Origin of the sequence: Mesorhizobium sp. (assembly GCF_017306585.1) — a bacterium.
Lineage (GTDB): Bacteria > Pseudomonadota > Alphaproteobacteria > Rhizobiales > Rhizobiaceae > Mesorhizobium.
This window is the reverse complement of record NZ_JAFKIC010000116.1, coordinates 26,469-40,973: the sequence shown is the minus strand read 5'-3', so window position 1 is coordinate 40,973 and position 14,505 is coordinate 26,469. Positions and strand designations below refer to the sequence as shown.

At 63.7% G+C, this 14,505-nt stretch carries 12 protein-coding genes; 3 read left to right on the top strand and 9 right to left on the bottom strand.

What is annotated here, in order from left to right:
• Window positions 1-5 precede the first annotated feature (5 nt).
• The 5 genes from J0I79_RS08285 to J0I79_RS08265 form a co-directional block, all read right to left on the bottom strand.
• Entirely contained in the window at window positions 6-902 is an 897-nt protein-coding gene (locus tag J0I79_RS08285; protein WP_292856347.1) for a sugar ABC transporter permease, read from the bottom strand.
• A gap of 119 nt (window positions 903-1,021) precedes the next feature.
• A complete protein-coding gene (locus tag J0I79_RS08280; protein ID WP_292856346.1) occupies window positions 1,022-2,269 on the bottom strand; it encodes a sugar ABC transporter substrate-binding protein in 1,248 nt (415 codons plus the stop codon).
• A 110-nt stretch (window positions 2,270-2,379) separates the two neighbouring features.
• Window positions 2,380-3,525: an ABC transporter ATP-binding protein gene (locus J0I79_RS08275; protein ID WP_292856345.1), complete on the bottom strand. Its 1,146-nt coding sequence runs from the start codon at window positions 3,523-3,525 to the stop codon at window positions 2,380-2,382.
• Between the two features lie 91 nt (window positions 3,526-3,616).
• A complete protein-coding gene (locus J0I79_RS08270) occupies window positions 3,617-4,567 on the bottom strand; it encodes a PfkB family carbohydrate kinase (protein ID WP_292856344.1) in 951 nt (316 codons plus the stop codon).
• 3 nt (window positions 4,568-4,570) lie between these two features.
• Entirely contained in the window at window positions 4,571-5,371 is an 801-nt protein-coding gene (locus tag J0I79_RS08265) for a class I fructose-bisphosphate aldolase (protein ID WP_292856343.1), read from the bottom strand.
• Window positions 5,372-5,533: 162 nt separating this feature from the next.
• Here J0I79_RS08265 and J0I79_RS08260 point away from each other — a divergent pair, with 162 nt between their 5' ends.
• From J0I79_RS08260 to J0I79_RS08250, 3 genes are all read left to right on the top strand, one after another.
• The gene (locus J0I79_RS08260) at window positions 5,534-6,295 is read left to right on the top strand and encodes a DeoR/GlpR family DNA-binding transcription regulator (RefSeq protein WP_292856342.1); all 762 of its coding nucleotides are present in this window, start codon (window positions 5,534-5,536) and stop codon (window positions 6,293-6,295) included.
• Between the two features lie 262 nt (window positions 6,296-6,557).
• Window positions 6,558-7,706: a Gfo/Idh/MocA family oxidoreductase gene (locus J0I79_RS08255; RefSeq protein ID WP_292856341.1), complete on the top strand. Its 1,149-nt coding sequence runs from the start codon at window positions 6,558-6,560 to the stop codon at window positions 7,704-7,706.
• Window positions 7,707-7,729: 23 nt separating this feature from the next.
• Window positions 7,730-8,680 (top strand): alpha/beta hydrolase, encoded by a 951-nt coding sequence (locus tag J0I79_RS08250; RefSeq protein ID WP_292856340.1) that lies wholly within the window; start codon window positions 7,730-7,732, stop codon window positions 8,678-8,680.
• 15 nt (window positions 8,681-8,695) lie between these two features.
• Here the strand turns inward: J0I79_RS08250 and J0I79_RS08245 are convergent, their stop codons facing one another.
• From J0I79_RS08245 to J0I79_RS08230, 4 genes are all read right to left on the bottom strand, one after another.
• Window positions 8,696-9,730 carry a LacI family DNA-binding transcriptional regulator gene (locus J0I79_RS08245; protein WP_292856339.1) on the bottom strand — a complete coding sequence of 345 codons (1,035 nt, stop codon included), beginning with the start codon at window positions 9,728-9,730 and terminating at the stop codon, window positions 8,696-8,698.
• Between the two features lie 310 nt (window positions 9,731-10,040).
• Window positions 10,041-11,564, bottom strand: a complete 1,524-nt coding sequence (locus tag J0I79_RS08240) for a zinc-binding dehydrogenase (protein WP_292856338.1) — start codon at window positions 11,562-11,564, stop codon at window positions 10,041-10,043.
• Window positions 11,565-11,573: 9 nt separating this feature from the next.
• Window positions 11,574-12,011 (bottom strand): SRPBCC family protein, encoded by a 438-nt coding sequence (locus J0I79_RS08235; RefSeq protein WP_292856337.1) that lies wholly within the window; start codon window positions 12,009-12,011, stop codon window positions 11,574-11,576.
• Window positions 12,012-12,263: 252 nt separating this feature from the next.
• Window positions 12,264-14,450 carry a flotillin domain-containing protein gene (locus J0I79_RS08230; RefSeq protein WP_292856336.1) on the bottom strand — a complete coding sequence of 729 codons (2,187 nt, stop codon included), beginning with the start codon at window positions 14,448-14,450 and terminating at the stop codon, window positions 12,264-12,266.
• Window positions 14,451-14,505 lie beyond the last annotated feature (55 nt).

Below are 14,505 nucleotides of genomic sequence, written 5' to 3'. Positions count from 1 at the left end.
GCGTCCTACCTAGCCCGCTGATAGCGAATATAGAACAGCGTCAAGCCGAGGGAGATCAGCAGGATGACCACGGCACTCGCCGACGCCTGAGACAGGTTGTAGCTCGAAAACGCCAGCTTGTAGGTGTAGGTGCTGAGAACCTCGGTCGCATAGATCGGCCCCCCGCCCGTCGTTATCCAGATCAGCGGGAAGACCTGCATTGTCCAGATGAAGTCGAGCAGCGAGATGCTGATGATGATCGGCATCAGCTGCGGGATGGTGATGAAGATCAGCTTCTGGTAGGCCTTCGCCCCGTCGATATCGGCGGCTTCGTAGAAGTCCTTGGGAATGCCTTGCAGACCCGCGAGCAGGCTGACCATGAACAGCGGGTAGCCCGCCCAGATATTGGCAAAGGTGACGGCATGCAGCGCCGTCTCGGGCGACGAAAACCACTCGACCTTGGAACCGATGATGCCCAGCTGCATGAGGATGCTGTTGACGACGCCGTTCGGTTCGAGCAGCAGGCGCCAGATCACCGCGATGATCACGGCGGTGAACAGCCAGGGCAGTATGTAGAGCACGCGCAGGATGTTGCGCAGCGTGGGATTGATGCGGTCGCTGTTCAGCATGAGCGCGAAGACCATGCCGATGGTCATATGGAAAATGACACTCATGCATGTGAAGTAGAGCGTGTGCCACAGCGAGGCCCAGAACACAGGGTCGGCGAAGATCGCCTGGTAGTGCTTCAGTCCGGCAAAGGATGGGTCACGACGCAGCACCGCGCTGTTCTGGAACGAGTAGGCAATCACCGTCGCCATGGGCAACAGCATCAGAAGCCCGATGATGACGAGCGAGGGCGATAAATAGAGATAGGGCGCCACAGCTCGTCTGAGCTTGTGATGGGACCGCTTCTGTCGGGTCATGGTGCCAACCTCGCGACGAGAGAAAGGGCTTCAAATAGCATTCGGATTCGTGATTTTCCGGTTGACCCGCCTGATGGCGGACCAACCGGTAGAAGCGCTGCAAGAGCGGAATAGGGCGATCAGAATTTCGCCATCCAGCCTTTCTGGGCAGCAGCCGCCGCCTGTTCCGGCGTCTGCTCGCCGGCGAGCATCTTCTGGGTCTGCACGTCGAACTGGGTCATCAGGTCTTCAGCCACCGGCAGGCCCGTGAACTCGTTGGCGAGATAACCGGTCTTGAAGATTTCGAAAGCCTTGCCGAAAGCCTTGTCCGATGTCACGAAGTCGGGCTTGGCGTTGACGTTGCCCGGGAAGGCGTTTGCAAGCGACACGAGCTTGGCGTTCACCTTCTCACTCATCAGATACTGGACGAGTTTCCAGGCCTCCTCCTGATGCTTCGAGGCCGCGGAGATGCCGATGCCCCAGGAAGCATAGGGAAGGCCGCGCTTTCCGGTATAGTTGTCCACGACCGGGACCGGGATGAGGTCGAAGTTCAGGTTGGGATTGCGCTTGCGGATGAGGTTAACATGCGCGAGCGAGTCGATCATCATGCCGACGCGGTCGTTGACGAATTCCTCGACCTTTTCCTGTTCGGTCTTGGTGGCGATGCCGGGCGAGATGGTGCCGGCGTCGTTGAGCGATTTGACGAAGGTGAGCATGTCCACCACGGGCTTGCCCTCGAGGTCGGGCTTGCCGTTCGCCATCATCGATTGGCCCGAGGCCCACACCCACGACATCAGGTCGTTCTGAACTCCGGCGGGAGACTGCAGCGACAGGGGCAGCACCCAGCCATACTGGTTCTTGTCGGCATGGGTCATCTTTTTGGCGGCGTCGAGAAACTCAGCGCGGGTCGATGGGAGCTTGGTCACGCCCGCCTTGGCGGCGATGTCCAGATTCACGAAGACCGGATAGACGAACGAAGCGACGGGAAACATCACCGCCTTGCCGTCCACCTTGATAATATCGGCGACCTGGGTTTTGTCGAACTTGCTCGCATCCATCATCGGGTTCATGTCGGCGAGCGCGTTCTGCGCGTTCAGATTGTTCACCCATGCGCCATCGAGACCGACGACGTCGCTGAGTGTTCCGGTCGCGGCGCCAACCGAGATCTGGTCTCGCGTGCTCGCATAGGGGCCGCTGACCAGCGTCACCTTGATGCCGGGGTTCGCGGCCTCGAAGTCATCCATGATCGCCCGGAGCGAGCCGGCCGGCAGCTCGGGCTCCCACCATTGGGTGAATTCCAGCGTCGTGTCGGCCATGGCGCCGGTCGCGCCAAGCAGCCATGCGGCCGCCGCCATTTTCAGCATCGCGGATTTTATACGAAACGTCATTCTCTCCTCCTTCTTTTGAGATCGACCGCACAATGCCGCCGATCGTCTGGTTATTCAGAAGTCTTCTACGCAGGCGCCTCGCCCTCGCCTGCGGGCCTTGCCGCGGTTCTTCAGATCGCCAGATGTGTCTCGGGATCGAAGAAATGGAGCTTGCTGTCGTCCAGCGCCAACCGGATTTCCGAGCCGGAGCGGGCTGTGCTGACCGGTTCGAATTTCGCCACCGCATTCGACGCCCGGCCGAAATCGTCCACCGCGTCCGGGTCGCCGGAGTCCACACGGACCGCGTCGATGCTGAGATGGACGATGTGTTCGGACCCGAGCTCCTCGATCGAGGTCACCCTCGCCGGTATCGTCTGATATTTGCGGCCGGATTCGAGGCTGCTGTCATAGAGATCCTCGGGCCGGATCCCGAACACGACCTTGCGCCCCGCATAGGACCTCAGGCCCGGCCTGCGCGCGAAGGCTGCATCCTGCAGCCGGATGGCGAAGGTACCGGCCGTCAGCTCGTCGCCCTTCAGCGTCGCCTCGAAAAGGTTCATCGAGGGAGAACCGATGAAGCCGGCGACGAAGGCGTTCACCGGCGACTCATAGAGCCGCTTCGGCGTGTCGACCTGCTGCAGCACGCCGCCCTTCAACACCGCGACCCTGTCGCCCATCGTCATCGCTTCGGTCTGGTCGTGGGTGACGTATATGGTCGTGACGCCGAGCTGCTTTTGCAGGCTTGTGATCTCAGCGCGCATCTGAACACGCAGTTTCGCGTCCAGATTGGAAAGCGGTTCGTCCATGAGAAAGGCGGCGGGCTCGCGCACCATGGCGCGGCCCATGGCAACCCTTTGACGCTGCCCGCCTGAAAGGTTCGCTGGCTTGCTGTCGAGCAGCGACGTCAGTTGAAGGGTCTTGGCGATTTCGTCCACGCGCTTCTTGCGCTCGGCCTTCGGCTTGCCCGCCAGCCGCATCGAAAAGGCGATGTTCTCGAACACAGTCATATGCGGGTAGAGCGCGTAGCTCTGGAAGACCATCGCGATGTCGCGGTCCTTCGGCGGCATATCGACGACGTCGACGCCGCCAATCCGAAGGCTGCCGCTGGTGACGTCCTCCAATCCCGCGATCATTCGCAACGCGGTGGATTTGCCGCAACCGGACGGCCCGACGAGAATCAGGAACTCGCCGTCCTTGACCGACAGGTTCAATTGGTCGATTGCACGAAAATTGTTCCCGTAGGTCTTGCAGATATTCTCAAGAACGACTTCTGCCATATTCCTCCCTCCACAAGTCTAAGCCACTGATCTTTATAATTATTCGTGGCCCGTTTTCGCTTGCGAGAATGTTTCTTCGGATCGTTTCAGCCTATGTTCCAGTGTCGGGCTGCGCGTATTTCAGGTCGACTGGCGACGGAGCGTTCGCCGATGCCAGGAGTCGCTCGACCTGGTCGCCGGTCGGAAGCGCCTCGCGACCGCCACGCCCCGTTATCGACAGGGCCGCGGCCGCCGCCGCGTATGCGACCCGGCCAGCGGTGTCGGCTCCGCGCGTCAATGCATACGCATAGGCGCCATGAAAGCAGTCACCCGCACCGGTCGAGTCGACGACTTCAACCTGGTGCGGAGGCAGGTGCCAGAGCCCTGTCTCGTCGCCTCCGCGGTAGTAGACCCCCCTGCCGCCATCCGTCAGAACCACAGCGGACCGCGACGGCGACCACAATGCGTCGAGCACCTCGGCGGGCGATCGACGACCCGTGGCGGTCCGCGCAAAGCCCAGGGGCAGAATGAGATGGTCGCAGAGCGCCATCAACGTCTCTGTGGCCGGACCGCCGCTCCATTCGATATCGCCGAGCACCCCAAGGCCGAGATCGCGGGCCCGAGCCACGACCTCGATCGACCCGATCGCGTAACTGTCGACGATCAGGACGCTCGCTTGGCTGAGGACCTCGTCTGGAAAGTCCGGCGCGGTGCCCAGCATCGCTTCGTCGTCATAGGCGATGAACCGATCGCCATCCGAGCCGACAGTGATGCGTGAGTGTACCGGGCGTGCGCGCGGGTGGCGCGGCGCGAATGCGGTTTCAACGCCGCTCGCGTTGAGGTCGCACAGCACGGCGTCGTCCTCGGCACTTGCCAGCCATCCGACGAACCCGGCGCTTCCGCCGAGCCGCGCGACGGCGGCAAGGGCCGTCGCGACATTCCCGCCGAAAGCCTGGGCGCTTTGCAGCACCTTTCCCTTGCCCGCCGACAACGGCTGATCGACATAGACGATGTCGTCTATCGCGATGGCGCCGAAGCCGAGGATTGAAGGGACAGCGGGCATCGTTCAGGCACCCGCTTTGGTCAGGGCGTCTTGCGCCGACAGGCCGTCATGGATGACGCCCCGGAAAGCGAGCGCCGCCTTCTGAGGATCGCCATGGCCCCAGAGATTGCGGCCGACTACGGCACCGCGCGCGCCGGCACGGATGGCGTCCGCCGTCTGCTGCAGGGCGCCGAGCAGCGTATCGGTCTTCGGACCACCGGCGATCACAACCGGCACCGGACAGGTCCGGACGGTCTCTCGGAACGATTCGAAATCTCCGGTGTAACCGATCTTGATCACGTCGACGCCGGACTCGTAGCCGATGCGCGCAGCATAGGCGATCTCGTCGGGGGTGAAGACGATCTTTGCTCCGTCGGTGAAATCGCGAGGGTAGATATGCGCCACGACGGGCATGCCGTAGCGGGCCGCCGCGTTCACCGAATCGGTCAGCCAGCGTATGTATTTGCCCTCGGTCGCGCCGCGCACCGGAATGGCCACGGCCAACGCATCGGCCCCCGCGCGGACAGCATCCTCGGGCGTTGCGATCAACTCACTGATGCGATCATCCGGGGTGAAGCAGCCGGCCTGGATCACCAGGGAGGCCTTGCCCGCATATTGCGGCCACAGATGCCGCGCGGTGCCGGGCTGGATGCTGACATAGTCCGGCTTGCCCGCCATCACCCGCGCAAGCGCCCCCGGCAGGTCGGCAAGACCGCCTTTGCGGACATCGCCATAGCCGACGAAGTGGTCGACCGCGCCGCCAAAGAGGTTCCCCGATGGATCCGAGAAGAGGCGCGCCAGGCGCACTTTGGTTCCTAGGCTCATGATTGCAGAATTCTCCAATGGTTTAGTTTCGAAACCCTGGAGCTAGTTTTTGCGAAAGAGATTGGAAAAGCAATCTTTCGAAAGCTTTCGAATCTGCGTATATTTGGCAAGGCAGACTGAAGCCAGACCGGTTGTCGGGCGCATGAAGGCAAGGACAGGGCAATGTTGTCAGAGCAGAGACGCCAAGCGATCCTGGGCGAGGTGCAACGTAGCGGACAGGTCCGCACGAAGGACCTGTCCGACGATTTTGGCGTGTCGGAAGTCACGGTGCGTTCCGACCTCGAGATCATGGACCGCAAGGGACTGCTGACCAAGACCCGTGGCGGCGCGGTGACCCGGACCACCGATTCGACGACGGCCGCGTTCGCCCGGCGGATGCAAACGAACCTCGATGCAAAGAAGCGCATCGCGCGGGCAGCGGTCGAGCTGTTTGAGGACAACCAATCCGTCATCTTCGACGGCGGCTCGACATTGATGCAGGTTGCCATGCAGTTACCGCCGCTCAGCAATGTCGTGGTCGCGGCCACGGCGATGAATATCGTGCAGCATCTGATGCATCGACCCGGGCTCGACGTTCACATGATCGGCGGCCGGGTTTATCCCGACACGGTGAGCACGCTGATCACCGATGCCGACACGGCTCTCGGCGGCCTGGTGGCGCATCAGGTTTTTGTTGGAGCGCATGCGATCGACTCGTCGCTGGATGTGGTCGACGTGAACGAGGATATGGCGCGAACGAAGCGAAACCTCGTCCGCATGGGGCGACGCGTTGTCCTCCTCGCCGATTCGAGCAAGTGGGGCGTCAGCGGCACCTCCAAGGCATTCCCGCTGTCGGGCGTCGATGTGGTGATCACCGACGACGGCCTGCCCGGTCCAATTCGTACCCAGCTCGAGAGAATCGAAGCGAAGGTGATCTATGCCTGAACCGGCGGCGGTCGCCGACCCGGCGGAAAGATCCGCTGCAGGCATGGCCAACGGGTTTGATAGCGGCGCCCGGCCGTTTTTCACGTCTGGCATTTCTCCTCCCAGGGCGGCAGCCTCCCGATGCCACCATCATGTTCGCATGTTCTATAAAAATTTTACGCGCGTCAATATTTAAAATGTTGTATAGCGCTTTCCGAAAGCGATCCGTTGCCGCCGCTTCGGATCGGGCAGATCGTGACCGCATTGGGAGGAACAACAGGAAATGCAGGCGAAATCACAAGCCAGGCTTGGCATCGGCGTCATCGGGTGCGGCAACATCTCGATGACCTATCTGCGCAACGCCGCCCTCTTCGGAGGGGTCGAGTTGCGCGCCTGCGCCGACATCTCGGCCGACATGGCGGCGTTGCGGGCGAAGGAGTATGGCATCCGGGCGCTCGGCGTCGATGCGCTGCTTGCCGACCCCGAGATCGATCTCGTGCTCAACCTGACCATCCCGGCGGCGCATTTCGACATTTCGGTCTCGGCGCTTTCAGCGGGAAAGCACGTCTTCACCGAAAAGCCTCTCGCGACCTCGGCCAGCGATGGTCGCCGCCTGGTGGCGGAAGCGGCCAAACGCGGCGTTTTGCTTGGCTCGGCGCCTGATACCTTCCTGGGTGCCGCCGGACGGCGGGCGCGCCGCCTGATGAATGAGGGCGCCATCGGCCGGCCGGTCGCCGGTACAGCCTTCATGATGGGCCGCGGCATGGAGCACTGGCACCCCAATCCGCAATTCTACTACCAGCCGGGCGGCGGTCCGGTGTTCGACATGGGTCCCTATTATCTCACCATGCTGGTCAACCTGCTCGGGCCGGTCGCCCGCGTCATGGCAATGGCAACGAAGGGTCAGGAGGAGCGGCTGATCACGGCCGAGGGTCCGTTCAAGAACACGACGTTCAAGGTCGGCACGCCGACCAACGTGCTGTCGCTGCTCGAATTCCGCTCCGGCGCCACCGTCACCTTCGGCGCTTCTTGGGATGTCTTCAAGCATTCCAACCACCCGATTGAGTTGCACGGCACCGAGGGCTCACTGCGCCTGCCCGATCCCGACACGTTCGGCGGCACTGTCTCGCTCTCTGAACGCGGCGCACAGTGGCGGGATTTCGAGAGTGAAGGCGAACTCTACGGCGCCCGCAACTGGCCCTACGCCGCGCCCGACCGCGCCAACTACCGCATGCTCGGCGTCGCCGATCTGGTGCGCTCGCTGCAGACAGGCGCGGCACCGCGCGCATCCGGCAATCTGGCGCTGCATGTGCTGGAGATCATGGAGGCGATCCTGCGCTCGGGCGAGACGAAAAGCTCGGTCGCCATATCCGGCGATGTCACCCAGCCGGCGCTGCTGACCGAAGACGAAGCGCGCGGGCTGCTGGCCTAGGCGTTGCCATGATGGAGACGCCCATGACGCTGGACCCGGATGCCTTGCGCGCGCTCGAAATCGGCCGCGCGGCCGGCGGCGAGCCGTTCGAGAACGGCAGCGTGGAGGCGGCGCGGGCCGCCTATAGCGCTTCGTTCCCGACACAGCAGGGCGAGCATGAACCGGTCGCCTCGACCGCGCATCGGCAGATCGACGGAGCGAACAGCCCGATCACGATCCGCATCCATCGCGGCATCGGCGCGCCGCGAACAGGCGCGCGCGCCGTGCTCTATCTGCATGGCGGCGGCTGGGTCATCGGCAATCTGTCCTCGCATGACGAGATCTGCCGCTGGCTGGCCAATCTGGCCAACGCCGTCGTCATCTGCCCTGACTATCGCCTGGCGCCGGAGCACAAATTTCCCGCCGGGCTCGAGGACTGCGCTGCGGCGCTGCGTTTCATGGCGGACAATGCCGGCGAACTCGGCATCGATCCGGCCCGCATCGCCGTTGCCGGCGACAGTGCCGGCGGCAACCTTGCCGCCGTGCTGGCGCTGCTTGCCCGCGACGGGATGGCGCCGCCACTCGCCGCCCAGATCCTGATCTATCCCAACACCGATGCCCGACAGGGCGCGGCCAGCTACCGCCGTTTCGGCGACGGCTTCGGGCTCACCGCCGCCACCATGGCCTGGTTCCGCGACCATTATGTGCGCACGCCTGACGACATCGAGGACTGGCGCGTATCGCCGCTGCTCGCTCCCGGGCTTGCCAGGGTGGCTCCCGCCTTCGTCGCTGTCGCCGGTCACGACATCCTCGCAGACGAAGGCATGGCCTATGCCGAGCGTCTGCGGGCCGAAGGGGTGCCGCTGGTGCTGCGGCATTGGCCGGGCCAGATCCATGGCTTCGTCTCCATGGGCCGGCATATTCTGGCGGCGCGGCAAGCGGTGAGCGAGGCGGCTGCCTGGCTGTACCAGCAGACGCGAACTCAAGCCGACTAACTCAGGCCGACTAACTCAGGCCGATTGGCGCATCACCAGTGTGGCGCCAAGCTTGACGTTGCGCGCCAGATCTTGCCGGGGGGACTCGTCCTCATCCAGCAAGGCCAGCAGGATTTCAACGCTGCGGCCGGCCATGGCGGCGAAATCCTGCGCCATCGTGGTCAGCGCCGGACAGGTGTAGCGGCTCAGCGGATGATCGTCATGGGCGGCGACTCGGAAGTCGCAGTCTGACCGGCGGCCGATCTTCAACCCGCGCGAGAACGCCGCCGACATGACGCCGAAGGCGAGACGGTCGTTGGCACATAACAGCGTGCGGGCCGGCAGGCCGCCCTTCTCCAGCGTCCTGTCCATCCATTCATGGCCGATGCGCTCGAAGTCCCAGCGATAGTCGCTGGCCGCGTTGATCACGACCGGTTGCAGGCCGGCGGCCCGCATCGTTTCGATGTAGCTCTGCAGGCGCTCGCCGGAATTGTGATTGACGTGCGGAATATCGACATAAATCGGCGGTTCCCCGGACCGGCAGAGGTAGTCGACGATGGTCGACGTGCTCTGCAGGTTGTCGTTGCCTACGAAAGGCGTATCGCCCTCGATATAGGTGTCGAAATAGACGATCGGAATGTCCTCGCTCATCCGCTCGAAGACGCCTGGTTCGGAAACCTTTCCAAGCGGCGCAACGATGGCGCCGGCAACTTTCAGCGACATCAGCGTTCTGACCGATTCCGCTTCCAGTTTCGGCGAACCGTGCGAGGAGATCACGATCGGCCAGAACCCTTCGTCGCGGCAGCGCAATTCGATGCGGCTGACCATTTCGGCATAGAAAGGGTCGGTGATGGCCGGCACGACGATGCCGACATTGCGGGTGCGCTTGCGGTTGAGATTGCGCGCGAAAACATTGGGCTGATAGTCGGAGGAGCGAAGCGCTGCCTCGATGCGGGCCCGCGTCGCCGGCTTCACGCTGGCGGGATCGTCGAAATATTTCGACAGGGTCGGCCGCGACACGCCGGACGCCCTGGCGAAATCGTCCATCGTGCGGTGCGTCTTCTCCGCCATCGATATCCGGAGCCCCTTTACCTTGCTCACCGACCTTCGCGGATCGGCCAGAATCAGTCTTGCGGCGGCGGCCGCAGGGTCGCAATGCTTGACCGAACTTATTCAGTCAAATTTTCGCGTTTCCAGTACAACGCAAAAGCATTGCGCGCGTCAAATTATTTATTGACGCTCTCAAATCACAAACTTGAGTTCTGGCTCGCACGAACAACGACAGTCGGCGACGTGCCGCAGGCCATCCAGCGCTTGCGAAGGCGTGAAGAAACGCGCCTGCGTAACCGACATCCACGCCAGTGCGACGGCTAAGCCTGGGTTACGGTTTCGGGACCAGCACCAGGGCACCGGTGGTACGCCGGGCCTCCAGATCGCGGTGCGCGTCGGCCGCATCGGCGAGGTCGTAGCGCGTCGGCGCCTCGACCCTGACGGCGCCCTGCCGCAGCGCCTGAAAAAACCTGACGACATGGGTGCCGAGCTTTTCCGGCGTGTCGGTATAGTGGGCGTAGTTCGGCCGCGAGACAGTGATCGATTTCGAAGCGAAGCGGCCGATATCCCAATTGCCGACCGGACCCGAGGCCTGGCCGAAACTGACGAGGTGACCGCGCACGGCAAGACAGGCGAGCGAGCCGGCGAATGTGTCGTTGCCGACCGCGTCGTAGACGACGCCAGCGCCCCTGCCGCCGGTCACCCGCATGACGACGTCGGCGAAATTCTCCCGGGAATAGACAATCACGTGATGCGCGCCGAGCCGCTCGACGATGCGCGCCTTGTCGTCGCTCGACACGGTGGCGATCACGGTGGCGCCGACATGGCGGGCCCATTGCACCAGCAATTGGCCAATGCCGCCGGCAGCCGCATGGATCAGCACGATGTCGCCCGGCTTAACGGCGTGGACATCGTGCAGCAGGAAGCTGGCCGTGACGCCCTTGAGCAAGCCGGCGGCGGCGATCTCGTCCGAGATGTCGTCGGATAGTCGGACCAGCAGATCAGGCGCCATGTTGCGCGCCTCGCTGTAAGCGCCGACCGGCGGGCAGGCATAGGCGACACGGTCGCCGGCGGCAAAACCCGACACCGCCGACCCGACCGCCTCGATGACCCCGGCCGCCTCCATGCCGGGCACGCCCGGCGGCCGCAGCAGGTCGAAGAAGCCGGTGCGGCAGTAGACGTCGATGAAATTGACGCCGATCACCGTGTGTCTAATCCGCACTTCGTTCGGAGCCGGCGGCGGCAGCGCGATGTCTCTCAGCCGCAATTCCTCCGGTCCGCCATAGCGCTCGACGACGATGGCCCGGGTCGTCGCGGCCTGGTTCGGCGCAACCGCCAAGGCGACGGGCGGCGACCCTGCCGATGGGATCGTCGCGGCAACCACCGGGGACCGCCTCGTCTCGAGCCGCGTATTTCCATTTCGCCGCAGCAGATCGCGCACGGCCGTGAAGCCGGCCTGATAAATGCCTTCGGCGACCAGCCTGACCAGTTCCTCGCGACGATGTGCCGGCGGATGGAATTCGGATCGCCATTCCCAGAAAGTGGCATTGCCGTCGGTGACCGGTTTCAGCCGCAGCGAGGCGACATAACCCATCAGCGGCAGTGGCGCTTCGAGCAGGCAATAGCTCAGCCGCAGGTCCCTGTCGGACAGCGCCAGCAACTGCTCGCGCAGTTCGCCGCCGTCGTTCAGCCTGAAATGCCTGACCGAGCCCACCGCATCGACGGGCTCGCCGCCCTCGATCTCGCTGAAGGCGATCGCCGGGTGCCAGCGGTCATGGCCGTTGAAATCGCGCAGGATCGCCCAGACCTCGTCGACCGGCGCATCGATGATGGTGCTCTGGCAAACCTTGACCATCGGACGGCGTCAGCGCCCGAACTGGTGTTTCAGCGCGGTCAGCGCGGTCTGGAACACGCCGTTGCCGATCTGCTGCATCAGGGACGCCTCGCGATCCGGCGCGCAGTCGAACTCCGCCTGCCACTCGGCAAGCGTCAGATTGCCGTCGGTGATCGGCGTCAGCGACAGGGTGGCGACATAGTTTTCCACCGCCATCGGGCTTTCGAGAATGGCGTAGCTGCAGGACAGGTCGTAGTCCGACAGCGCCAACAGCCTTTCGCGAATGCGGCCGCCATCCCTGAGCACGAAATTCCTGATGCAGCCGATCTGGTCAGGCTGCGCGTTCTGCTCGATGCGGCTTTCGGCGACGAACGGCGCCCAGCTTGGCAGACCGTTGAAATTGCGGATGAGCTTCCAGACCTCGGCAGCAGGCGCGGGGATGACCGAGGAGACGTAGACTTTGGTCATGCGTGCTGGCCGAGGACAATGCGATGGAGGTTGCGTTGAGGGATATTCCTGTCGCCGTCAGCGCCGCCCCTCATTGTCCTGCCGGACATTTCTCCCCGTATAGTGACGGGGAAAAAGCGGCTGGCCGCGACCTCGGCGCCAACCTTGCAACGCTGGTGACTTGCGAAACCATCAATGACCGCGCCCCTCTCCCCGTCCCTATACGGGGAGAGGATGCCGGCAGGCAGGTGAGGGGCGGCGCAGACGCTCACCTCAATGGTCGCGGTCGTCATCGTCGTCCTTGGCCGTCTTGCCCTTGCCCTTCTTGTCGCGGATGAGGCTGGAGATGTCCTTGGCGTCGCGCAGCACGTCGGTCATGCGGCCGAGCGAGCCGCCCTCGATGCCGATCTCCTTCATCAGATTGTCGATCATCGGCGCCTGCACGCGGTAGCGCAGCGCCGAGTCGATCACCTCGTCGGTGACGTTGCGATTTGTCCCCTGCCCGCCATTGATGCCGTCGACATGCAAGATCTTGATGCCGTCGATCTTCTCCATCGGCTTGACGCTTTCGCGGATGATGCCTTCCATATGGTCGAGCAGTTTTCCGCGCAGACGACCTGCCCGCGCAGCCTCGGAAAGGATGTTCTCGGCTTCGTTGAGCTGGCGGTGACCGGATGCGTCGACCTCGTAGCGCTGGGCGGCGGCAAGCGCATGAATCTTCTCCGCTTCGGCTGATGCCAGTGCGGCGATCTTCTGCGCTTCGGCAAGGCTTTTCGCCGCCTTCATTTCGGCCTCGGCGGCGGCGGTGACGCGCAGCGCCTCGCGTTCGGCCTCCCGGCTGGCGCCGATCAGGTCGGTCAGCTTGCGGCGCTCGGCGATCTCGCGCTCGCGCGCGGTCAGCGCCTGTTCCTCGGCCTGGATCGCCTTGGCGCGGACGGCCTCGGCTGCGGCGATTGCGGAAGAGCGTTCCTGAGTCTTTTTGGCGACGTCGATCGCCTTCTGGATCTCGGCGATCTCCACCTTCTGGTCGCGGTCCACGCCGAGCTGGCGGATTTCACGCTCCTTGATCAGGCGCGCTTCCTCGATGCCGCGTTCGGTGGTGATGCGGGCGCGCTCGACCTCTTCGCTGGCCGAAATCTCGGCCTCCTCGAAGGCCTGGCGCTTGGCGATCTGCAAGGCTTCGAGATGGCGCTCGCGTTCGATGCGCACCTCGTCGACGACGCGATCCTGCGCGATGCGCGCCGTCTCGGTCGCCTGGTTCTCGATAATTTCGGCACGCCGCTTTTCCGCCTCGGCCCGGGTCACTTCCAGCGCCTTTTCGGCCAGCGCGATCTGGCGTTCGAGTTCGGCGACCTCAAGCAGTTTCTTGCGCTCGATCTCCAGCTTGCTCTGCGCGCCCTCGCGCTCGATACGGGCTTTTTCCAGCGACAGTTCGAGGGCGATCTGTTCGCGCTCGGTCAGTTCGCGCATCTTCATCTCGGTCTCGTCGAGCGAGCGGCGGCGCGCGATCTCGCGGCGCTGCGTCTCTTCCTCGCTCTTGATGCGTTCCTGGGTGATGTTGCGCTCCTGGTTGAGCCGCGATTTCTCGACCGCTTCGCGTGAGGAAAGCTGCGCCTGTTCCGATTCCTGATCACGCAGGGCGCGCTCGATGGCGAGTTCGGACCGCTGCGCGGCGCGCCGAACCTCGACCTCGCGCTCCTGTTCGAGACGGGCATATTCGGTGTCGCGGTCGATCTCCAGCACCTTGCGCTGCGTATCGAGGTTCTGGTTGCGGATGTCGACCAGCGTGCGCTGCTCGATTTCGTTGCGCATGCGGCGACGGGTCTCGATGGACTCCGTCAATTGCGTCAGGCCCTCGGCGTCGAAGGCGTTGGACGGATCGAAATATTCAAGGCTGGTCTGGTCGAGGTCGACGATGGCAACGCTCTCCAGCTCGAGGCCATTGGCGGCGAGCGACTCCTCGGCCAGCCGGCGCACCTTGGCGGCATAGTCGCCGCGCAATTCATGCATCTCTTCCAACGTCATCTGCGCGGCAACCGTGCGCAGCGCGCCGGCGAACTTGCCTTCCAGCAGTTCGCGCAGGCTCTCGGGCTGCAGCGTGCGCCGACCGAGCGTCTGCGCGGCGGCGGCGACCAGTTCGCGGTGTGCGCCGACACGGACGAAGAATTCCGCGATCAGGTCGACACGCATGCGGTTCCTGGTGATCAGCGCCAGCGCATCCTCGCGGCGCACCTCGATGCGCAACACGTTCATGTTGACCGGGGTGATCTCATGCAGCACGGGGATGACGAAGGCCCCGCCATTGACCACCACCTTCTCACCCATGAAGCCGGTGCGCACGAACGCCGTCTCCTTGGTCGAGCGGCGATAGAGCCAGCGCAAGATGTAGACGGCGATCACCACGACGACCGCGGCAACGATCAGCCACAACAGGAATGCGCCAAAGGTCTGCGCGTCCATGATCTATCCTCCCCAAGACAATGCGGTCGGCACGAGGCGACCGGCGGCAAATTCA